The following is a 21,002-nucleotide window of genomic DNA, read 5'->3' on the forward strand; positions in this document are numbered from 1 at the left end:
TCCCATGAAGATCGCCATCGTCGGCGCCGGCTTCGCCGGCCTCTCGTCCGCCAAGGTCCTGCGCCAGCTCGGGCACGACGTCGTCGTCTACGAGAAGACCCAGGACGTGGGCGGCGTGTGGAGCGCCAGCCGCCGCTACCCCGGCCTGAAGACCCAGAACAACAAGGGCACCTACGCGCTGTCCGACCAGCCGATGCCCCGGGACTACCCCGAGTGGCCCTCCGGCGAGCAGGTGCAGAGCTATCTCTCGACGTACGCCGAGCGGTTCGGGCTCACGCCGTACCTGCGGCTCGGCACGGAGGTCGAGCTCGCCGTCCCCACCGACGGCGGCGGCTGGGACGTCACCACGGCGTCCGGCACGGAGCACTACGACCACCTGGTGCTGGCCAGCGGCATCTTCTCGCGCCCGTTCATCCCGCCGTTCGAGAACCTCGACCTGTTCGAGAAGCTCGGCGGCGAGGTGATGGCCGCCAGCGACTGGCACAGCCTCGACCAGGTCCGCGACAAGCACACGGTCGTGGTCGGGTACGGCAAGTCCGCCTGCGACATCACCGTGGAGATCGCCAAGGTCGCCGCGTCGACCACCGTGGTGGCGCGCGAGCTGCTCTGGAAGATGCCGCGCAAGGTCAAGGGCGTCCTCAACTACAAGTACCTGATGCTCACCCGCATGGGCGAGGGCCTGTTCCGCTACCGCTCGGTGTCCGGCCCGGAGCGGCTGCTCCACGCCCGCGACTCGGCGATGGCCAACGGCATGCTCGGCAGCGTCGAGAAGGTCACCACCAAGCAGCTCAAGCTGGAGGACCTCGGCCTGGTGCCGGAGGGGCAGTTCTCCGACATCGCCCGCTCCACCGTCTCGCTGGCCTCGGAGGGCTTCTTCGAGGGCGTCGACGAGGGCCGGATCGACGTCCAGCGCGACACGATCATCGAGCGCTTCGTCGAGCAGGACGGCAAGCCGTTCGCCGAGCTCAGCAACGGCCGGATCATCCCGGTCGACGTCGTCGTCGCGGCGACCGGCTGGTCGCAGGACCTGCCGTTCCTCCCCCCGGAGGTCATGGAGAAGCTCACCGACGAGAACGGCGACTACCTGCTCTACCGCCAGATCCACCCGATCTACCTGCCGGACCTGAGCTTCGCGGGCTACAACTCGTCGTTCTTCTCGCCGCTCTCGGCCGAGGTGTCGGCGATCTGGATCGGCTCGATGCTCGGCGGCAACCACACGCTGCCCAGCACGACGGAGATGCACGTCGCCGTGCGCGACCGGCTCACCTGGATGCGCGAGCGCACCCAGGGCCAGCACGCCCGCGGCACCAACATCATCCCGTTCTCGGTGCACAACATCGACGAGGTGCTCTCCGACGTCGGCCTCAACGTCGGCCCGCTCACCCGCGCCCGGCAGTGGCTGCTCCCGATCAACCCCAGCAACTACCGCAAGATCACGCCGCGGCTGGCCCGCCGGCTCGGTGTGAAGGCCTCATGAGCCGGCACTACGACGCCGTCGTCGTCGGCGCCGGGATCAACGGTCTCGTCGCCGCGGCCGAGCTCGCCGGCGCCGGCTGGCGGGTGGCCGTGGTCGAGGAGCGGGACCGGCTCGGCGGCTTCATCGCCTCCGACGAGCTGACCGCACGCGGCTTCGTGCACGACACGTTCAGCTCGTGGCACCCGCTCTTCGTCGCGGGCGGCGGCTACGCCACCCTCGGCGCGGACCTGCACCGGCACGGCCTCGTCTACCGCAACGCCGAGGGGCCGGTCACCGCATCGGTCTCCGAGCGCGGCACCGTCGTCGCCGACCGCGACCCGGAGAAGACGGCGGTCGACTTCGCCCACGCCGCCGACGCCCGCGCGTACGCCGACATGCTCGCGCAGCTCGACCAGTGGGCGCCGCACGTCTTCGGCGCCCTCGGCTCCGAGCTGCGCACGGGCGACCTCGCCCGCCTCGGGTACGGCGCTCTGCGGGGTCTCGGCCGCGACGGCCTCACCGAGCTGATGCGCGTGTCCACGCAGTCCGGGCGCGGCCTGGTCCGCGAGCGCTTCGCCGGCTTCGAGGTCGACCAGCTGTGGTCGCCCTGGCTCCTCCACGCCGGCCTCGCCCCCGACCAGGCCACCGGCGGGCTGATGCTGCCGGTGATGGCGTTCACCATGCACGCGATCGGACTGCCGGTGGTCGAGGGCGGGGCGGCCAACTTCGTCGCGGCCTTCGCCGGCCTGCTCGCCGAGCGCGGGGTCGACGTCCTGCTGGGCACCACGGTCGACCGGGTCGTCGTGCGCGACGGCCGCGCTGTCGCCGTCGAGGCCGGGGGCGAGCGGCTCGTCGCCGGCCGCGCCGTGCTCGCATCGACGTCGACGGGCCGCCTCTACGAGCAGCTGCTCTCCCCCGACGTGGTCACCGACGCCGGCCGGCAGGCCGTCGCCCGGCACCGCCCGGGGCGGGCAGCCACGCAGATCCACCTGGCACTGGACCGTCCGGTGCGCTGGGCCGACAGCCGGCTCGACGCCGTCCCCCTGATCCACGTCAGCAACGGCGCCGACAGCACCGCCGTGGCGTGCGCCCAGGCCGAGGCCGGGCTGCTGCCGTCCGCCCCGACGGTCGTGGTCGGCCAGCAGTGCGTGCTCGACCCCACCCGCGCCCCCGAGGGACAGGCCACGCTGTGGCTGCAGCTGCAGGAGGTGCCCTGGGCGCCGACGGGCGACGCGGCCGGCGAGATCGACGTCCGCGACGGGTGGACCGCCGAGCTCGCCGACGCCTACACCGACCGGGTGCTCGCCCGGGTCGCCGAGCACGCGCCCGGCCTGGCCGACAGCGTGATCGGCCGGCACGTCATCTCCCCCACCGCACTGAGCGCCGCCAACGCCAACGCCGTCCACGGCGACCCCTACGGCGGCGCCGCCGAGCTCGACCAGTCGCTCCTCTGGCGTCCCGGGACCGGCACCGGGCACCGCACCGGCGTCGCCGGGCTCTTCCACATCGGGGCGTTCACCCACCCCGGCCCCGGCCTCGGCGGCGGCTCCGGCCACCTCGTCGCCCAGCAGCTCCTCACCCCACGCGGCGTGCGCCGCCTCTCCGAAAGGTTCCGCCGATGACCACCACCCCCAGCACCACGACCGCCCTCGACGGTCTGCTCACCGCGCTCGCCACCGGCGCGGCCACCGTCGTCGACCTCACCGCGCCGCTCTCGTCCGAGACGCCGATCCTGCAGCTCCCGGAGCCGTTCGCGAACACGATCCCCCTCTCGCTCGAGAAGGTCAGCGACTTCGACGCCGACGGCCCGTTCTGGGGCTGGCACAACATCCACACCGGCGAGCACACCGGCACCCACCTCGACGCCCCCACCCACTGGGCGACCGGCCGCGACGGCGCCTCGGTCGACCAGATCGCGCCCGCGCGCCTGATCGGCCCGGCCGTCGTCATGGACTTCACCGCCGAGGCCGAGGCCGACCCCGACCTGCTGCTCGGCCCCGAGCACTTCGAGGCCTACGTCGCCGAGCACGGCCCGCTCCCCGACGGCGCCTGGCTGCTCTTCCGCACCGGCTGGAGCAAGTACAGCCGCGACGCCGTCGCGTTCGCCAACGCCGACGAGAACGGCCCCCACACGCCCGGCGTCTCGGCCGCGGGCGCGCAGTGGCTCGCGGCGTCGTCCATCAGCGGGTTCGGCGTCGAGACCGTCGGCATCGACGCCGGCCAGGCCGGCGGCCTGGAGCCGCCCTTCCCGGTCCACCACTTCCTGCTCGGCGCCGACAAGTACGGCCTGACCCAGCTGCAGAACCTCGACCGGCTGCCGCGCACCGGCGCGGTGATCATCGTCGCGCCGCTCCCGATCGTCGGCGGCACGGGCTCCCCCGCCCGTGCGCTCGCGATCGTCCCCGCCTGATGGCCGAGCGGTCCTTCGCCCACGAGGTGCTCAAGCTGCGCGCCGGGGAGGGCACGTCCTTCTCCGGCGAGGGCATCCTCGCCGTCACCAAGGCGCTGCTGCAGTCCGGCGTCGCATACGTCGGCGGCTACCAGGGCGCGCCGATCTCGCACCTGATGGACGTCCTCGGCGACGCGCACGAGATCCTCGAGGAGCTCGGCGTCTACTTCGAGAACAGCGCTTCCGAGGCGACGGCGGCGGCGATGCTCGCCGCGTCGGTGAGCTACCCGCTGCGCGGCGCGATCACGTTCAAGTCGACGGTCGGCACCAACGTCGCCTCCGACGCGCTCGCCAACCTCTCCAGCGGCGGCGTGACCGGCGGGGCGCTCGTCATCGTCGGCGAGGACTACGGCGAGGGCTCGAGCATCATGCAGGAGCGCTCGCACGCCTTCGCCATGAAGTCGCAGATGTGGCTGCTCGACCCGAGGCCCAACATCAGCGCCATCGTGGACGCCGTCGAGGCGGGCTTCGAGCTCTCCGAGGCGAGCAGCACGCCGGTCATGCTCCAGCTGCGGCTGCGCTCGTGCCACCTCTACGGCACGTTCACCGCCAAGGACAACAAGCGCCCGCCGATGACGGTGACCGACGCGATCGAGAACCCCCAGCGGCAGCTCGACCGGATCGTGCTGCCACCGGCGAGCTTCCTGCACGAGAAGGAGAAGATCGAGGACCGCTGGCCGGCCGCCGTCGAGTTCATCAAGCGGCGCGGGCTCAACGAGGTGCTCGGCGCCGACACCGCCGACATCGGCATCATCGTCCAGGGCGGCGTCTACAACACGCTCAACCGGGCGATGGAGCTGCTCGGCTGCTCCGACGCCTTCGGCAACACCGAGGTGCCGGTCTACGTCATGAACGTGACCTACCCGGTCGTCGACGAGGAGATCCTCGACTTCTGCGCCGGCAAGCGCGCGGTGCTGCTCGTCGAGGAGGGCCAGCCCGACTACATCGAGCAGAACCTCAACGCCATCCTGCGCCGGGCCGGCTCGCCGGTCGCGCTGCACGGCAAGGACCTGCTGCCGGTCGCGGGCGAGTACACCGCGGCCGCGGTCACCCGCGGGCTCGACGCCTTCCTGCAGAAGTACCTCCCCGACGTCGTGCGCAGCAGCCCCTCGCTGCTCATGCCCGAGGACGACGCGCGCAGCCCCTTCGCGCCGCGGGTCGACGCGGCCGTCGTCCGCCCGCGGCCGCCGGGGCTGTGCACCGGCTGCCCGGAGCGGCCGATCTTCAGCGCACTCAAGCTGGCCGAGAAGGAGACCGGCAAGCAGCACCACGTCAGCGCCGACATCGGCTGCCACCTGTTCGCCATCAACGAGCCGTTCAACCTCGGCGCCACGACGATGGGCTACGGCCTCGGCTCGGCCGGCGCGGCAGCGCTCAACTCCAAGGACGCCGACCGGCGCACCATCGCGGTGATGGGCGATGGCGGCTTCTGGCACAACGGCCTCACCAGCGGCGTCGGCAACGCGGTGTTCAACCAGAACGACCAGCTCCTGCTCGTCGTCGACAACGCCTACAGCGCGGCCACCGGTGGCCAGGACGTCCTCTCGTCCCAGGCCGACAGCGTGCTCCGCTCGACCAAGCACCCCATCGAGAAGGCGGTCCGCGGCGTCGGCGTGAACTGGGTCAAGACGGTCAGCAACACCTACAAGATCGGCGCCCTGCGCGACGTCTTCGTCAAGGCGCTGACCACCAAGGAGGCCGGCCCCAAGGTCGTCGTCGCGCAGAGCGAGTGCCAGCTCAACCGGCAGCGCCGGGTCAAGCCGCAGCGTGCGAAGGCGATCAAGGAGGGCAAGCGGGTCGTCAAGGAGCGCTTCGGTGTCGACGCCGACACCTGCACCGGCGACCACGCGTGCATCCGGGTCTCCGGCTGCCCGTCGCTGACCATCAAGGCCAACCCGGACCCGATGCGCACCGACCCGGTCGCCACCGTGCTCGACTCCTGCGTCGGGTGCGGGGTGTGCGGCGCCAACGCGCACGCGGCGTCCCTGTGCCCGTCGTTCTACCGGACCGACCTGGTCTACAACCCGACCTGGCGCGACCGCCTGCTGAGCCGGATGCGCGGCGGGTGGATCGGCCTTCTCACGTCCGGCGTCGAGCGCCGGGCCGCACGCTACGAGGTGAGTCTCTGATGTCCGCTCCCAGCAGCTGGTCCGCGGGCCGGCGGCCGATCACGATCGCGATCCTGGCGATGGGCGGCGAGGGCGGCGGCGTCCTCGCCGACTGGATCGTCGCGGTCGGCGAGCAGGCCGGCTACTACTCGCAGAACACGTCGGTGGCCGGCGTCGCCCAGCGCACCGGCGCGACCGTCTACTACGTCGAGCTCTACCCGCGCCCGGACGACCAGCCCGCCGGCGTCCGGACCGAGCCGGTGCTGAGCCTGTTCCCCACCCCCGGCGAGGTCGACGTCGTCATCGCCTCGGAGCTGATGGAGGCCGGACGCTCGGTCCAGCGCGGCTTCTCCACGCCCGACCGGACGACGCTCATCGCCTCGACGAACCGGGTCTACTCGATGGACGAGCGGCTCGCCGTCGGTGACGGCCGGGTCGACAGCAACGGCCTGCTGGAGGCCGCCCACGCCGGCTCGCGCCGGCTCATCGCGGCCGACTTCATGAAGCTCGCCGAGGACGCACGCAGCGTGATCAGCGCCGCCCTCTTCGGCGCGCTGGCCGGCTCCGGCGAGCTGCCGTTCGAGCGGGCCGCCTTCGAGGACGCCATCCGCGCCTCGGGCAAGGGCGTCGACGCCTCGCTCGCCGCCTTCGCCGCGGGGTACGACGCCGCTGGGCGCCCGGCACCCGTCCCGCTGCCGGAGCCCGCCCCGGCTGCCCCGGGGTCCGGCCCGGTCCCGATCACCATCGGCCGGCGTCGCCCCGTCGACCCCGCCGAGGAGGCCGCTGCCGAGGAGGAGCGCCGCCGCGACGAGATCGCCCGCAGCCACCCCGGCCACCTCGTCGGCCCGCACCTGCAGCCCCAGGCCGCCCGCGTGGCCGGCGCCTTCCCGGTCGCCGCCCGCTCGATGCTGCTGCACGGCTGCGTGCGCACGGCGGTCTACCAGGACCCGGCGTACAGCGACCGCTACCTCGCCCGGGTCGCCCGCCTGGCCGCGGTCGACCCGGACGCCGAGGGCGCGGCCGCGCTCACCACCGAGGCTGCCCGGCACGTCGCGCTCTGGATGACCTACCAGGACACGATCCACGTCGCGCAGCAGAAGATCCGCCGCCGTCGCATCGAGGGCGTGCGCACCGAGGCCAAGGCCGCGCCGGGCCAGCTCGTCAACGTCCGCGAGTACCTCCACCCCCAGGTCGAGGAGATCACCGACACCCTCCCCACCCGCCTCGGGCGCTGGCTGGCCGGCTCGTCGCTCTTCGCCAAGGTGGTCGGCAAGGTCACCCGCAACGGCATCGTGGTCAACACGACCGGGATCATCGGCTTCACGCTGCTCTGGATCATGGCCCGGTTCCGCCCCCTCCGGCCGCGCTCGCTGCGCTTCGGCCGCGAGCAGGTCGCCATCGACGCCTGGCTCGACCGGGCCGTCGCCGCAGCCGCCACGGACGCCGAGCTCGCCCGCGAGATCGTCGAGTGCCAGCGCGTGCTCAAGGGCTACGGCGCCACCCACCACCACGGGCAGGAGAGCTTCGGGCTGCTCATGGACGCCGTCGACGGGCTCTCCGGCCGCACCGACGCCGCTGCCGAGCTGGTCCGCCTGCGCACCGCCGCCCTCGCGGACGAGGACGGCACGGCGCTGCGGGCCGCGCTCGGCCCGCGGGTCGTCGTCCCCGCGCGGGCGGGGTGACGGGCGGCGCGGGAGTTTCGCCGGTCGACCGGCGAAACTGGCGCGACGACCCCGCACCATCTTCAGAACCGATGACTTGAGCCAAAAGGATTCGTTTGCCAGGTGACTCCGGGGGTCCGCACCATGGTGCTGCGCCTCACACTTGGAGTTGAAACCATGTCTGCTGACCAGTCTGTCGTCGAGAAGCACACCATCGGCTACGTCCCACCCGAGGACCGCCATGGCAAGGTGCGTGACCTTTTCACGCTCTGGTTCGGGACGAACATCGCCCCGCTGCCCGTCGTCACCGGCGCGGCCGGCGTGACCGTCTTCGGTCTCGACCTGTTCTGGTGCGTGGTCGCCATCGTCGTCGGCCACCTCGTCGGCGGCATCTTCATGGCGCTGCACTCCGCCCAGGGGCCCCAGATGGGCATCCCGCAGATGATCCAGAGCCGCGGCCAGTTCGGCTCGTACGGCGCGCTGATCGTCGTGGTGATCGCGGCGGTCATGTACCTCGCGTTCTTCGCCTCGAACATCGTGCTCGCCGGGCAGTCGCTGCACGGCATCGCCGACCCGGTCCCGGTCTCGACCGGCATCATCCTCGGCGCACTCGGCTCCGGGCTGATCTGCGTGATCGGCTACCGGTTCATCCACGCGCTCAACAAGATCGCCACCTGGGTCCTCGGCGTCGGCATCGTGCTGGCGATCGGCGCGATCTTCGTGTCCGGCCTGCCGGGCGACTTCTGGAGCCGCGGCGGCTACACCACCGCCGGCTTCCTCGCGACGGTCTCGCTGGCCGCGCTGTGGCAGATCGCCTTCGCGCCGTACGTGTCGGACTACTCGCGCTACCTGCCGGCCGAGGTCGGCGTCCGCGCCACCTTCAACGCGACCTACCTGGGCTGCACGCTCGGCTCGATCCTGCCGTTCGCCTTCGGCGCGGTCGTCGCGCTGGCGATGGTCCCCGGCACCGACGTGATGACCGGCGTCCGCGACACCACCGGCTCGCTCGGGACGCCGCTGCTCGTCCTCTTCCTGCTGTCGGTGATCAGCCACAACGCGCTGAACCTCTACGGCACGGTGCTCTCGATGATCACCTGCGTGCAGACCTTCGTCGCGCGGTGGATCCCGACCGCCCGCACCCGCGTCGTGCTGTCGGCCGTGGTGATGGCCGCGGCGGCGTACTTCGCGATCGGCGTCTCGGGCGACTTCATCTCCCACTTCGTCGACATCGTGCTCGCGCTGCTCGTCGTGCTCGTGCCGTGGACGGCGATCAACCTGATCGACTTCTACCTGATCCACCGCGGCAACTACGACCTCGACTCGATCTTCGCGGCCGACGGGGGGATCTACGGCCGGTTCAACCCGCAGGCGATCACCGCCTACGTGATCGGCATCCTGGTGCAGATCCCGTTCATGAACACCCCGCTCTACCAGGGCCCGATCTCGGACAACCTCGGCGGCGCGGACCTCAGCTGGATCATCGGCCTGGTCGCGACCGGCCCGGTCTACTACCTGCTGGCCCGGGGCCGGAAGCTCGCCCCGAGCGAGCTCACCGGAGCGGTGACCGCGGCCTGACGGTCCCCGACGCTCACCGGCCTCCCGCGCGCCGGCGTACCTCACGAACCGAGGAACGCACGAACGCCTGCGCGCGGGAGGTCAGTCGTACGCCCTTCATCGACGCCAGCACGATCTCGAGCGGCTCGACGGGGTCAGAGATCTCGAGGTTGACGACCTCCGCGCCGTCGTACGTCGTGCTGCTGGCGGGGCGCTGGTTGAGCACCGACCAGCCCTGGCCGTTGGCCACCATCGCGCGGACCGTCTCGAAGCCCGCCGAGCGGTGCCGGATGACCGGCCGCACACCGGACGACGTCACGACCCGCTCGAGGTAGGGGCCGCTGTGGGGCAGGTCGAGCAGCACCATCGGCTCGTCGGCGAGCTCGGCCAGCGCGACCTTCTTGCGGCGCGCGAGCCGGTGCCCCTTGGCGACGAGGACGTAGGGGGCGGCGACGCCGATCCGGACGTGGTCGATGTCGTCGTCGAGGTCGTAGCCGTAGAGCAGCGCGAGCTCGCAGCGGCCCGAGCGCAGGGCGTTCTTGAGCGCGGCGTGCTCGTCCTCGACCACGGAGATCCGGATGCCGGGGTGCTCCTCCTCGCAGACCGCGAGCAGCCGTGGCAGCTCGAAGGGTCCGAGCGTCGTGAAGCAGCCGATGCTCAGGTCGCCGACGAGCGCCTGGCCGGCCGAGCGGGCGACCTCGGCGAGCTCGGTCGTGTGGACCAGATAGCTGCGCAGCTCGCGGTAGAACTCCTCACCGGCCGCGGTCAGGGTCAGCCCGCGCGCGTGGTGGCGCAGCAGGAGCTGGACGCCGAGCTCCTTCTCGAGCTGCGCGACGGCGGTCGAGATCGCCGACTGGGAGACCATGAGCTGCCGTGAGGCCGCCGTCATGGAGCCCTGCTCCGCAGCGGCCGCGAAGTAGCGCAGCTGCGTCAGGGTGAAGCCGACCTCCGCCATGGCGGCCATCCTGCCGTACCGGCCGCCGCCGCGTCAGGGCTGGAGGTTGGCGAGCGTCTCGGGTCGCAGCAGCGCGTCGAGCACCTCGGCCTCCACGCCACCGGTGGCGAGCGCGAGGTCGCGGACGACGCCGGCGCCGCCCAGCGCGGCCTTGGCGATCTCGGCCGAGCGGGCGTAGCCCAGCAGCGGCGTCAGCGCGGTGGCCAGCCCGGCGTTCTGCGCGGCGACGGCGGCGAGCTTCGCGGCGTCCACCGTGATGCCGTCGACGCAGAGCTCGCGCAGGGCGTCGAAGGCCGACGTCGTCCAGGCGAAGCCCTGGAGCAGGCCGTGGCAGATCACCGGCTCGAACGCGTTGAGCTGGAGCTGCCCGCCCTCGGCGGCCATGGTCACCGTCATGTCGTTGCCGATCACCCAGAAGGCGACCTGGTTGACCATCTCGGGGATGACCGGGTTGACCTTGCCCGGCATGATGCTCGACCCGGCCTGGCGGGCGGGGAGCTGCAGCTCGCCGAAGCCGGCCTGCGGGCCGGAGGCGAGGAGCCGGAGGTCGTTGCAGATCTTCGACGCCTTGACCACGACCCGCTTGAGCACGCCCGAGACCTGGACGAAGGCGCCCGTGTCGCTGGTCGCCTCGACGAGGTCGCCGGCGCCGACGACCGGCTGGCCGGTCAGCGCGGCGAGGTGGACGACGACCCGGCGGTGGTACTCCGGGTGCGCGGTGATGCCGGTCCCGATCGCCGTGGCGCCGAGGTTGACCTCGCACAGCAGCCCGCGAGAGTCGGTGAGCCGGGCGAGCTCCTCGCGCAGCGTCGTCGCGAAGGCGCCGAGCTCCTGGCCCACCGTCATCGGTACGGCGTCCTGGAGCTGCGTGCGCCCGATCTTGGGCACCGCCCGGAACTCAGCGGCCTTGGCCGCGAAGGCGTCCGCCAGCGCCCCGGTCGCCGTCGCGAGCCGGTCGATCGCCGGCAGCAGCGCCAACCGGACCGCCGTCGGGTAGACGTCGTTGGTCGACTGGCAGCGGTTGACGTGGTCGAGGGGGTGGAGCTCGTCGTACGCACCGCGGGGGTGGCCGAGGATCTCCAGCGCGCGGTTGGCGATCACCTCGTTGGCGTTCATGTTGGTCGAGGTGCCGGCGCCGCCCTGGATGACGTCGACGACGAACTGGTCGTCGAGGTGGCCGGCCCGGACCTCCTCCGCCGCCGCGGCGATCGCCGCGAACCGGCGGTCGTCGAGGAGACCGAGGTCGTGGTTCGTGCGCGCCGCGGCGAGCTTGACCGTGCCGAGCGCGGCGACGAGCTCGCGGTGGGCGCCGACCGGCGTCCCGCTGATCGGGAAGTTCGCGAGCGCCCGGGCGGTGTGCACGCCCCAGTACGCCGTCGCGGGGACCTCGTAGGGGCCCAGGGAGTCGTGCTCGGTGCGGGTCGTCATCGCGTCGCCGCCACGTCGAGCGCGGTCCAGGCGAGCGCGGTCGCCGCGTCGAGCAGCGCCTTCTCGGCGTCGCCGCCGACGCAGTGCGCCGCGAACTCGGGCTGGTGGTTGAGCGCCGTGCCCGAGTTGATGCCGATGTAGGGGTGGATCGCGTTCACGACCTGGGAGACGTTGCCCATGTCGGTGGAGGCGCGGTTCATCCGGCGCGCCGGCGTGCCCGGGTCGAAGACCCGGCCGAGCTCGGTGGCATTGCGCTTGTAGGCGTCGAGCGCAGGCTCGAAGGTGCGGAACTCCGCGTAGGGCTTGCTCTCCGGGGTCACCTCGAGCGTCGCCCCGGTGGCGAGCGCGCCGGCCTCGAAGCAGCGCCAGACCTTGTCCTCGGTCTCGGCGAGCTGGGCGAGCGACTCCGCGCGGACGTACCAGCGACCCTCCGTCCGGGCCGGGATCGCGTTGGGCGCCTCTCCCCCGTTCGTCATCACGCCGTGCACGCGGACGGTGGGCGGAAGCTGCTGGCGCATCAGGCCGATCGCGACCTGGGCGATCGTGAACGCGTCGGCCGCGTTGACCCCCTGCTCGGGGTACGCCGCCGCGTGGGCCGCCTTGCCGCGGTACTCGACGTGCGAGTGGGACACCGCGAACGGCTCCGCCTCGGCGACGTCGACCGGCGCCGGGTGCGCCATCATCGCCAGGTCGAGGCCCTGGAAAGCACCGCGCTCGAGCAGCTCGATCTTGCCGCCGCCGCCCTCCTCGGCGGGCGTGCCGTAGACCTCGATCGTCAGGCCCGCCGCGTCGGCGAGTGGCGCGAGCGCCCGTGCGGCACCGACGGTGATCGCGGAGATCAGGTTGTGGCCGCACGCGTGGCCCAGGCCCGGCAGGGCGTCGTACTCGGCGCAGAGGCCGAGGCGGAACGGTCCGCTGCCGATGGTGGCGAGGAACGCCGTCTCGAGGCCGAGGTAGGCCGGCGTGACGTCGTACCCTGCCTCGGCGAGGGCCTCGGCGACCCAGCGCGAGGAGTTGTGCTCCTGCCAGCCGGTCTCGGGGTTCGCGTGGAGCTGCTCCGAGAGCCGGATGAGGCGCTCGGCGTCGGTGCTGATCGTGGCGGCGGCGGCCTGCTTGCTCATCGGGTCACTCGTCCCCGGGGACGCCGTACGAGGGGGCGGTCGTGGGGTCGATGCCCCGCGTCACGTAGTCGTCGCGCTGCGGCAGCCAGACCCCCAGCAGCTCACGGAGCTGCTCGATCGGCGCGTCGCTCCAGTCGACGCGGAGGTCGGTGACCCGCCAGTCGACGTCCCGGACGACGGAGAGGCCCGCCGAGCGGACCGGCCCGGCCTCGCCGCCGGCGGCCAGCCCGGCCTCCAGCGCGGCGAGCAGCCGCTCCTCGAGCTCGCCGGTGGCGGCTGCGAAGCCCGCCGCGACGGCGTCCACGACGGCGGTGTCGGCGAGCAGGTTGCCGGCCGCGACCACCCCGTCGGCGACGACGTGGTGGTGGACGCCGAGCGAGCCGGCGCCGGAGTAGGCCGCGCCGCTGCCGTCGAGGCCGAGCACGGTCAGCTGCCGGTGCTCGATGTGCTCGCGGCCCTCGGTGACGGCGGCCAGCGCCGCCCGGGCGTCGAGGCCCGACGCGAGCGCGTCGAGGAGCGCCGTACCGAGGCGGGGGTCGGTGATGTTCTGCGACGACGCCCCGCCCACGCCCGGGCGCAGGTGGATGCACCGCGCGGCCACGGCCGGGCTCGACGACGTCACGGCGATGCCGACGGCACCCTTGCCGTCGGTGCCGAGGACCGAGAACGTCACTGTGCGTCCTCGGAGATCACGGCGATCGCGTCGACCTCGACGAGCCACTCGGGGCGGGCCAGCGCGGAGACGACGATGCCGGTCGAGATCGGGTGGACGCCCTTGGTCCAGCGGCCGATCGTCCGGTAGACGGTCTCGCGGTAGCGCGGGTCGATGATGTAGATGGTGAGCTTGACCAGGTGCTCCATCCGGGCCCCGGCCTCCTCGAGCAGCATCTTGATGTTCGCCATCGCCTGCTCGGTCTGCGCCTCGACGTCCCCGATGCCCACGGACTCGCTGGTGTCCAGGTCCTGCCCGATCTGCCCTCGGACGTAGACGGTGTTGCCCGCGACCACGGCCTGGCACAGGTCGTTGTCGAGGTTCTGCTCCGGGTAGGTCACGCTCGTGTTGAACGGACGGATGCGGGTGTGCCCGCCGACGACGATGCTCATGCCCCCCAGTCCACTCCACCGCCCCCCATGTGTCCAACAGATCTTTCCCACAACCCCCATCTGTTTCCCTGATCCAACCTCCGCGAAGTAGCAAGGTTCGCCCCACGAAGTAGCACGGTTCGCCCCACGAAGTAGCACGGTTCGCCCCACGAAGTGGCACGGTCGGCCCACTGAGGTTGCGCGGATGGGTCCGCCGCATCCGCGCGCAACCTCGACGCGAAAAGCCTGCGACTTCGGCGGCGCAACGTTGCTACTTCGCGGGGCGAACCTTGCTACTTCGCGGGGCCAACCGTGCAACCTCGCGGGAGGACTGGATCGGGAGAATCGATGCAGTGGTCCTACAACATCTGTTGGACAGAGGACTCGGGGGCGTTCAGGATCGGTGTCGAGAGCACATCACGAGGTGTGCCGCGAGCTTCCGGCAGCAGCTGCCGTACGAGAGTGGAGGTGGAGGATGTCGCACCAGGAGGTGGAGGTCCTCGTCGTCGGGGCGGGCCAGGCGGGGGTGGCGATGAGCGAGCACCTCAGCGACAACGGGGTGCCGCACCTCGTGCTGGAGCGCAACCGGATCGCCGAGCGCTGGCGCACCGAGCGCTGGGACTCGCTGGTCGCCAACGGTCCCGCCTGGCACGACCGCTTCCCCGGCATGGAGTTCCCGGACGTCGACCCCGACGGGTTCGCGGGCAAGGAGCAGGTGGCCGCCTACTTCGAGGCGTACGCCGAGAAGATCGCCGCCCCCGTCCGCACCGGCGTCGAGGTCACCTCGGTGACCCGCCACGAGGGACGCCCCGGGTTCCGGGTCGAGACGTCCGAGGGCACGATCGACGCGCGCTTCGTCGTCGCGGCGACCGGTCCGTTCCAGCGTCCGGTCATCCCGCCGATCGTCCCCGAGGGCGCGGTGCCGGTGCAGATCCACTCGAGCGGCTACCGCAACCCGGACCAGCTGCCGGAGGGCGGCGTCCTGGTGGTGGGCGCGGGCTCGTCCGGCGTCCAGATCGCCGACGAGCTGCAGCGCTCGGGCCGTGACGTCTACCTCTCGGTCGGCCCGCACGACCGGCCGCCGCGGAGCTACCGCGGCCGCGACTTCTGCTGGTGGCTCGGCGTCCTCGACCTGTGGGACATGGAGACCCCGGTCGCCGGTGCCGAGCACGTCACCATCGCCGTGAGCGGCGCGCGCGGCGGCCACACGGTCGACTTCCGCGCGCTCGGCCGCCAGGGCGTGAACCTGGTCGGCATGACCGACAAGTACGACGACGGCGTGCTCTCGTTCCGCACCGACCTCACCGCCAACATCGCCGCCGGCGACGCCAACCTGTTCGCGCTGCTCGACCAGGCCGACGCGTACGTCGAGCGCAACGGCCTCGACCTGCCCGAGGAGCCGGAGGCGCGCGCCCTCGGCGCCGACCCCGCGTGCGTCACCGACCCGATCCTCCAGCTCGACCTGGCCGCCGCGGGCATCACCTCGATCGTCTGGGCGACCGGCTTCGCGGTCGACTACTCCTGGCTGCAGGTCGACGCCTTCGACGAGACCGGCAAGCCCGCACACCGTCGCGGCATCTCCACCGAGCCCGGCGTCTACTTCGTGGGCCTGCCCTGGCTCTCCCGCCGCGGCTCGAGCTTCATCTGGGGCGTGTGGCACGACGCCAAGCACGTCGCGGGGCACATCGCGACGCGCCGCAGCTACCTGACGTACGACGCCGAGCAGCGCGTCCACGACGACAACATGCGGGTCGCACCCTGACGCGAAGCCGTCTCCGGGCGGCGACGATGGGCGGATGCGAGCCAGAGCGCTGTCCGCCCTCGTCGCCGCGCTGCTGGTCCTCGTCGCCGTCCCCCTCGGTGCGGTCCACGGCGCGGGCACGGGCACGATCAGCGGCACCGTCACGGTCCCCCACGGGTACGACGTCCGCGCGGTGCGGGTCCTCGCGACCCCGGTCGGCAGCCCCGGCGGGGTCGTCGGCGCACCCGGCGCGTGGGTGCGTCCGGACGGCACCTTCGACCTGAGCGGACTCGCCCCCGGCGAGTACAACGTCGCCTTCGGGACGTACTGGTCCGACCTCAACCCGTGCAGCCACGGCCGAGACCGGTGGTGGACCTCCCCCGGCCAGGCCACCGGCACCTGCGCGGGCAGCACGCTCACCGGGGCCGGCGTCGTCACCGTCACCGACGACGGCACGACCGATCTCGGGACGACGCCCCTCCTCACGGTCTTCACGCCGCACCGCTTCGGCGGCCGCGTCGTCGCCGCAGCCGGCCGCACCACCGCCGGCGTCCGGGCCGAGGTGTGGTTCGGCGGCGACGGCATCTGGAACATCCCCGGCGGCTGGTACCGCCTGACGAGCGTCCCCGCCCAGGTGCTCGACGCGAGCGGCACGTTCGCCTTCGACCTGGTCGAGCCGCTGGGCAGCAACCAGCTGGCGGTCCGCCTCGTCGACGCGGCCGGGCAGGGCTACGCGTTCTCGTTCGGCACCGGCGGCCTGACCTCCGCCACCCCCGGCTCGGGCGGGGCCGACTTCGGCACCGGCGCGAGCGGCCTGCTGCTCGTCCCCTACGGCCGCACCGGCGACGTCGACGCCGGCACCCGCCAGCTCAAGCTCCCCGTCGGCTACGCCAGTGGCGGCGTCACCCTCTCGGGCGCGGCCGAGTGGGGCCGGACGCTGACCGCGCACTCGACCGTGGTCTGGTCCGACCCGGCGATCGGCACCACCTTCCAGTGGTACCGCAACGGCATCGCGATCGACGACGCGTTCGGTCCCACCTACGTCCTCGACGGCCTGGACGACGGCTGGGAGACCGGGATCAGCGCCCGCGCGATCCCGGCCGGCCCCTGGGCGTCGACCGGACCGCCCGCCGACTCCCCCGTCGCCGTCATCCAGAACACCACCCCGTTCTCGGCGGCGCCGCCGGTCGTGAGCGGGCGGTCCGAGGTCGGCGGGCGGCTGTCGGCGAGCCCGGGCACCTGGCGCCCGAGCGCCGGCGAGCTCACCTACCGCTATCAATGGTTCCGCGGCGCCACCGCGATCCCCGGCGCCACCGCGGCCACGTACACGGCGGGCCTGGCCGACCTCGGCCGGCAGCTCTCGGTCGAGGTGACCGCCGAGCACAACCCGTGGTTCACCGGTCCGGCCACGGCCCGCTCGGCCGCCACCCCGGTGATCGCCCGCGCGGCGATCCCGGCGTCCTGGGTCCGGCGCTGGCCGACCCGCTCCGGAGTCCCCCAGGTGGGGCGCACCGTCCGCGTGGGGCGGCCGGTGCTCTCCGCCACGGGGCTCGCGCAGCGCCCCACCACCACCTTCCGGTGGTACGCCGGCAAGCGCGCGCTGCCCCGCGCCACCACCCGCCAGCTGCGGATCACCCGCGCCCTGCGCGGCAAGGTGGTCACGGTCGTGGTGACGATCAGCAAGCCCGGCTACGTGCCGCGCAGCCGCACGGTGCGCATCGGACGAGTCCGCTGAACGGGATGCGCCCGGCACGGCGGCAGTCCCCTGCCGCCGTACCGGGCGCGACCCAGCCGGCAGAGTTGCGCCTCACGCCAGCTGGGTGACCTCCCGCCGGAACGGCACCTCGTCGTTCGAGGGCAGCACGGCGTCGAACTCCTCGGCAGCGCGGCGTCCGCTCCACACGGCGGCCGCGATGGTGCCGGGCGCCCAGGCGTCGCCGATGCCCCGCACCGACGCGATCTCGCCGGCGTCGCGGCGCGCGACCAGGTCGAGGTACAGCTCCTCGCGCGGCAGCCGCGCGGTGACCATGACGACGGCGTCGCACTCGAGCTCGCGCTCGATGCTCGCGTAGGTGTCGCGCACCGTGACGCCGCCCGCACCCACCGCGACCACCGCGTGGTCGGTGACCCGGGCGATGCCGTTCTCGATGAGCCGGCGCTGGATCCGGTTGACCTCGAAGGTGTTGTTGGTCCACGACGAGACCTGCGCGCCCGGCGTCACGATCGAGACCTCGTAGCCCTTCTGCGCGAGCAGCTCGGCCACGACACCCCCTAGGTAGTAGTGGTCGTCGTCGTAGACGACGACCTTCTTTCCGTCGGGAAGGCGTCCGGCGAACAGGTCGTCCGGTCCGAGCACCTGCATGCCCTCGGCGATCGGCAGTGCGGTGGTGTGGAAGCGCGCGACGCCGTCGGTGCGCCAGGTGGCGCCGGTCGCGGTGATCACGTGCTCGAAGCCGAACTCGACGATGTCGTCGCCGGTCATCGGGCTCTCGCGGTAGATCTCGACGTTGGGCAGCTCGGCCAGGACGGCCTCGCGGTACTCCTTGACCCGGCCCCAGGCCGAGAGCCCGGGCAGTGCGGACTCCTGGGTGACCCGGCCGCCGAGGTCGCGACCCGCCTCGGCGAGCACGACGTCGTACCCGCGGACGCCGAGCGCGCGCGCCGCCTCGAGGCCCGACGGACCGGCGCCGACCACGAGGACGCGGGCGTCGCTCTCCTTGGCCCGGATCCGCTCGGGGTGCCAGCCGCGCCGCCACTCCTCACCCATGCTGGGGTTCTGGGTGCAGCGGATCGGCGACATGGTGAGGTCGCCGGAGACGCAGATGTTGCAGCCGATGCACTCGCGGATCAGGTTGAGCCTGCCGTCGCGGATCTTGTTCGGCAGGAACGGGTCGGCGATCGAGGGCCGCGCAGCACCGATCAGGTCGAGGATGCCGGCCTTGATCTGGCGCACCATCGCGTCGGGCGAGGTGAACCGGCCGACGCCGACGACGGGCTTGGTGGTGAGCTTCTTGAGCCCCGCGACGAACTCCTCCTGGCGGCCCTCGGGGGCGAAGCGGGACGTGACGGAGTCGCCCTCCCAGCTGCCCATCGCGAAGTCCCAGAGGTCCGGCAGCTCGCCGAGCTCGCGCAGCACGCCCTCGATGTCCTCGCGGGTGATGCCGCCGTCGATCTCCTCCTCGACCGTGATCCGGCAGGCCACGGCCGCCCGGCCGGCGCACTCGTCGAGCGTGTCCTCCAGGAGCTCGCGCAGCAGGCGCATGCGGTTCTCGAGCGAACCGCCGTACTCGTCGGTGCGCTGGTTGTAGCGCTTCGAGAGGAAGTGGTGGACGCCGCTGTAGCCGTGTGCGCCGTACACGTAGACGATGTCGTAGCCCGCCTCGATCGAGCGCCGGACGGCGTTGCGGTGCCAGCGCCGCAGGTCGTCGATGTCCTGCTTGGTCATCGCCCGCGCCTGGATCGGCGCGATGGTGTCGGGCGCGACCGGCAGGTGACCGGGCCCGAGCGGCGTCTCGCGGCTGAGCTGGTTGGGCGCGTTCATGCCGTTGTGGGCCAGCTCGATGCCGGCCAGGCCGCCGCCCTCGTGGATCGCGTCGGCGATCCGCTTGAGTGCGGGCAGGTCCTGGTCGTCCCAGATCCGCAGCTCGATGAACGGCGCGATGTCGGACGTCGCGTGGATCTCGACCTGCTCGGTGCACACGACCGACCAGCCGCCCTCGGCCTTGATCTTGCGCATCGAGGCCTGGGCGCTCGGGTCGCGGTAGCCCATGCCGTTGCAGTGCGGCACCTGGTAGAAGCGGTTCTTCGTCGTGAACGGGCCGATCTGCACCGGCTCGAACAGGACGTCGTACGGCGCGGCCACGGCGGGCTGCTCGGTCATCGGGTCGCCTCCTGGGCGGGATCGTCGTGCTGGTCGAGGGTGGAGCCGGCGGCGGGGAGGTCGCGGACCTGCGCACGCACCGGCCGGCCGAGGACGTAGCCGACGGCGCACAGGAGCATCAGGCAGGCGAGCGTGCCGAGCGTGAAGGCCTCGAAGGTCAGCTGGCTGACGCCCCAGATCTCGCGGAAGTCGTACTCCTCGCCGAACAGGCGCTCGAGCGTGCCGGGGAAGACGGCGACCCACGAGCCGAGCACGATCCAGGCGAACGCCAGCCAGCCGAGGAGTGCGAAGCCGCGGTCGGAGACCGGCACCCGGAACGGCCGGGGGCGCTCGGGGTAGCGGGTCCGGAGCCGGATCGCGGCGGGGATGACCAGCAGGTAGCTGAGCAGGAACGTCGAGATCGAGATGGTGAGCACCACGGCGAAGATCGAGGCGCCCGAGCCGGTCACCTGCATGGCCACGAGCAGGAAGACGGTGGCGACGGCACCGGAGAGGAGGTTGACCCGGACCGGCGTACCGAGGCCGGGGTGGAAGCGGCCGAAGAAGCCACCGAAGAACGCGCCGTCGGCGGCGGTCATCGCCTGCATCCGGTCGGAGATGATCATCCACGCGGCGCCCTGGCTCATCAGGATGTAGACGAAGGCGATGGCGGTGATCTTGAGCAGGACGTCGGCCGCGCCGCCGTAGACCGAGTAGACGGTGCCCACCGCGTCGAGCAGGCCGCCGATGCCGGTGATGTCCTCGCTCGGGACGACGAGCAGGATCGCGAAGATCGGGATCAGGTAGCAGATCGCGGCGGTCGCGCAGGAGCGGAAGATCGAGACCGGGACGTCGCGCGCGGGGTTCTCCATCTCACCGGCGGCGCTGTTGGACGACTCGAAGCCGAGGTAGGCGAAGAGCAGGATCGGCACCGAGCCGAACAGGCCCAGCAGCGTGGGGCTGAAGTCGCCGGCGCTCAGGCCGACGACGCCGTGCTTGGCCGCGTAGATGATCGTGGTCAGCACGAAGAACGCGAGCAGGCCGACCTTGAGCAGTGCGCCGCTGGTCGGCAGCCACTTGCCCTTGGCCAGGCTGGCGATGGCGGCCAGGACGGTGATCCAGATGAAGACGATCTTGAAGACGTAGTCGCCGAAGGAGCCGAGCTCGAGCGGCGTGATGTAGGTGCTGACCGTCTGGGCGGCGAGGAAGGCCATCGAGCCGCCGACCCACACCGGCTGGGTGATCCAGGTGAGGATCGCGGCGACGGCGGCGGCCGGGCGCCCGAAGGCGTCGCGCACCCAGGTGTAGGCGCCGCCCTCCTCGCTGAAGGCGGCGCCGGTCTCGGCGAAGATCAGGCCGTAGGGCACGAGGAAGAACACCGCGAGCACGAGCGCCCAGGTGAACGCCTCGGCGCCGTACGTCGAGACCTGGCCGAGGGTCTCGAGACCGACGACGGCGGCGATGAGCAGGAAGACGATGTCGAAGCGTCGCAGCGTCTTGTGCAGGTGGGCCTGCTGCTCCGCGGCGAGCGCGGTCGGTTGGTTGGTCTGCGTCATGGTGCGTGTCCCTTGGGCGTGGTGGTGGCTC

15 protein-coding genes are annotated in these 21,002 nt (G+C 72.3%); 8 read left to right on the top strand and 7 right to left on the bottom strand.

Going from position 1 to position 21,002, the window contains the following annotated elements:
• The first annotated feature begins 4 nt into the window (after window positions 1-4).
• From BM223_RS15925 to BM223_RS15950, 6 genes are all read left to right on the top strand, one after another.
• Window positions 5-1,477 carry a flavin-containing monooxygenase gene (locus BM223_RS15925; protein ID WP_038679654.1) on the top strand — a complete coding sequence of 491 codons (1,473 nt, stop codon included), beginning with the start codon at window positions 5-7 and terminating at the stop codon, window positions 1,475-1,477.
• A complete protein-coding gene (locus BM223_RS15930; protein WP_038679656.1) occupies window positions 1,474-3,078 on the top strand; it encodes a phytoene desaturase family protein in 1,605 nt (534 codons plus the stop codon). Before BM223_RS15925 ends, BM223_RS15930 begins: the two co-directional genes overlap by 4 nt.
• On the top strand, window positions 3,075-3,866 hold the full coding sequence (locus tag BM223_RS15935) for a cyclase family protein (RefSeq protein ID WP_038679658.1): 792 nt from the start codon (window positions 3,075-3,077) through the stop codon (window positions 3,864-3,866). The genes BM223_RS15930 and BM223_RS15935 overlap by 4 nt, the downstream gene beginning before the upstream one ends.
• The gene (locus tag BM223_RS15940; RefSeq protein WP_038679659.1) at window positions 3,866-6,034 is read left to right on the top strand and encodes a thiamine pyrophosphate-dependent enzyme; all 2,169 of its coding nucleotides are present in this window, start codon (window positions 3,866-3,868) and stop codon (window positions 6,032-6,034) included. Before BM223_RS15935 ends, BM223_RS15940 begins: the two co-directional genes overlap by 1 nt.
• A complete protein-coding gene (locus BM223_RS15945) occupies window positions 6,034-7,695 on the top strand; it encodes an indolepyruvate oxidoreductase subunit beta family protein (protein WP_052138751.1) in 1,662 nt (553 codons plus the stop codon). Before BM223_RS15940 ends, BM223_RS15945 begins: the two co-directional genes overlap by 1 nt.
• A gap of 156 nt (window positions 7,696-7,851) precedes the next feature.
• Complete coding sequence (locus tag BM223_RS15950; RefSeq protein ID WP_038679661.1) at window positions 7,852-9,249, top strand: purine-cytosine permease family protein; 1,398 nt, start codon at window positions 7,852-7,854, stop codon at window positions 9,247-9,249.
• Between the two features lie 13 nt (window positions 9,250-9,262).
• Here the strand turns inward: BM223_RS15950 and BM223_RS15955 are convergent, their stop codons facing one another.
• Genes BM223_RS15955 through BM223_RS15975 form a run of 5 tightly spaced genes read right to left on the bottom strand, consistent with a single transcriptional unit; the run spans window position 9,263 to window position 13,836 of the window.
• On the bottom strand, window positions 9,263-10,183 hold the full coding sequence (locus BM223_RS15955) for a LysR family transcriptional regulator (protein ID WP_052138752.1): 921 nt from the start codon (window positions 10,181-10,183) through the stop codon (window positions 9,263-9,265).
• A gap of 33 nt (window positions 10,184-10,216) precedes the next feature.
• Window positions 10,217-11,611, bottom strand: a complete 1,395-nt coding sequence (locus BM223_RS15960) for an aspartate ammonia-lyase (protein ID WP_038679665.1) — start codon at window positions 11,609-11,611, stop codon at window positions 10,217-10,219.
• Window positions 11,608-12,732 (bottom strand): M20 family metallopeptidase, encoded by a 1,125-nt coding sequence (locus BM223_RS15965; RefSeq protein WP_038679667.1) that lies wholly within the window; start codon window positions 12,730-12,732, stop codon window positions 11,608-11,610. Before BM223_RS15965 ends, BM223_RS15960 begins: the two co-directional genes overlap by 4 nt.
• 4 nt (window positions 12,733-12,736) lie before the next feature.
• Window positions 12,737-13,405 carry a DUF1028 domain-containing protein gene (locus tag BM223_RS15970; protein WP_038679669.1) on the bottom strand — a complete coding sequence of 223 codons (669 nt, stop codon included), beginning with the start codon at window positions 13,403-13,405 and terminating at the stop codon, window positions 12,737-12,739.
• Window positions 13,402-13,836, bottom strand: coding sequence for a RidA family protein (locus BM223_RS15975; protein WP_038679670.1), 435 nt, complete (start codon window positions 13,834-13,836; stop codon window positions 13,402-13,404). The genes BM223_RS15970 and BM223_RS15975 overlap by 4 nt, the downstream gene beginning before the upstream one ends.
• A 454-nt stretch (window positions 13,837-14,290) precedes the next feature.
• Between BM223_RS15975 and BM223_RS15980 the strand changes: the two genes are divergently transcribed.
• Both BM223_RS15980 and BM223_RS15985 read left to right on the top strand, forming a co-directional pair.
• Entirely contained in the window at window positions 14,291-15,577 is a 1,287-nt protein-coding gene (locus BM223_RS15980) for a flavin-containing monooxygenase (protein WP_052138753.1), read from the top strand.
• Window positions 15,578-15,611: 34 nt separating this feature from the next.
• Window positions 15,612-17,291, top strand: a complete 1,680-nt coding sequence (locus BM223_RS15985) for a hypothetical protein (protein WP_038679672.1) — start codon at window positions 15,612-15,614, stop codon at window positions 17,289-17,291.
• A 72-nt stretch (window positions 17,292-17,363) separates the two neighbouring features.
• Here BM223_RS15985 and BM223_RS15990 read toward each other — a convergent pair whose 3' ends face one another.
• Together BM223_RS15990 and BM223_RS15995 are read right to left on the bottom strand one after the other, a co-directional pair.
• The gene (locus BM223_RS15990; RefSeq protein ID WP_038679675.1) at window positions 17,364-19,436 is read right to left on the bottom strand and encodes an oxidoreductase; all 2,073 of its coding nucleotides are present in this window, start codon (window positions 19,434-19,436) and stop codon (window positions 17,364-17,366) included.
• Window positions 19,433-20,971, bottom strand: a complete 1,539-nt coding sequence (locus BM223_RS15995) for an APC family permease (protein ID WP_038679677.1) — start codon at window positions 20,969-20,971, stop codon at window positions 19,433-19,435. Before BM223_RS15995 ends, BM223_RS15990 begins: the two co-directional genes overlap by 4 nt.
• Window positions 20,972-21,002 lie beyond the last annotated feature (31 nt).

Source organism: Pimelobacter simplex (genome assembly GCF_900114845.1).
GTDB classification, from domain to species: Bacteria; Actinomycetota; Actinomycetes; order Propionibacteriales; family Nocardioidaceae; genus Nocardioides; species Nocardioides simplex.

Excerpts from the sequence above, each read along its gene's own strand:
- BM223_RS15925 (WP_038679654.1), top strand. The coding sequence starts at position 5 with ATGAAGATCGCCATCGTCGGCGCCGGCTTCGCCGGCCTCTCGTCCGCC.
- BM223_RS15930 (WP_038679656.1), top strand. The coding sequence starts at position 1,474 with ATGAGCCGGCACTACGACGCCGTCGTCGTCGGCGCCGGGATCAACGGT.
- BM223_RS15935 (WP_038679658.1), top strand. The coding sequence starts at position 3,075 with ATGACCACCACCCCCAGCACCACGACCGCCCTCGACGGTCTGCTCACC.
- BM223_RS15940 (WP_038679659.1), top strand. The coding sequence starts at position 3,866 with ATGGCCGAGCGGTCCTTCGCCCACGAGGTGCTCAAGCTGCGCGCCGGG.
- BM223_RS15945 (WP_052138751.1), top strand. The coding sequence starts at position 6,034 with ATGTCCGCTCCCAGCAGCTGGTCCGCGGGCCGGCGGCCGATCACGATC.
- BM223_RS15950 (WP_038679661.1), top strand. The coding sequence starts at position 7,852 with ATGTCTGCTGACCAGTCTGTCGTCGAGAAGCACACCATCGGCTACGTC.
- BM223_RS15955 (WP_052138752.1), bottom strand. The coding sequence starts at position 10,183 with ATGGCGGAGGTCGGCTTCACCCTGACGCAGCTGCGCTACTTCGCGGCC.
- BM223_RS15960 (WP_038679665.1), bottom strand. The coding sequence starts at position 11,611 with ATGACGACCCGCACCGAGCACGACTCCCTGGGCCCCTACGAGGTCCCC.
- BM223_RS15965 (WP_038679667.1), bottom strand. The coding sequence starts at position 12,732 with ATGAGCAAGCAGGCCGCCGCCGCCACGATCAGCACCGACGCCGAGCGC.
- BM223_RS15975 (WP_038679670.1), bottom strand. The coding sequence starts at position 13,836 with ATGAGCATCGTCGTCGGCGGGCACACCCGCATCCGTCCGTTCAACACG.
- BM223_RS15980 (WP_052138753.1), top strand. The coding sequence starts at position 14,291 with ATGTCGCACCAGGAGGTGGAGGTCCTCGTCGTCGGGGCGGGCCAGGCG.
- BM223_RS15985 (WP_038679672.1), top strand. The coding sequence starts at position 15,612 with ATGCGAGCCAGAGCGCTGTCCGCCCTCGTCGCCGCGCTGCTGGTCCTC.
- BM223_RS15990 (WP_038679675.1), bottom strand. The coding sequence starts at position 19,436 with ATGACCGAGCAGCCCGCCGTGGCCGCGCCGTACGACGTCCTGTTCGAG.
- BM223_RS15995 (WP_038679677.1), bottom strand. The coding sequence starts at position 20,971 with ATGACGCAGACCAACCAACCGACCGCGCTCGCCGCGGAGCAGCAGGCC.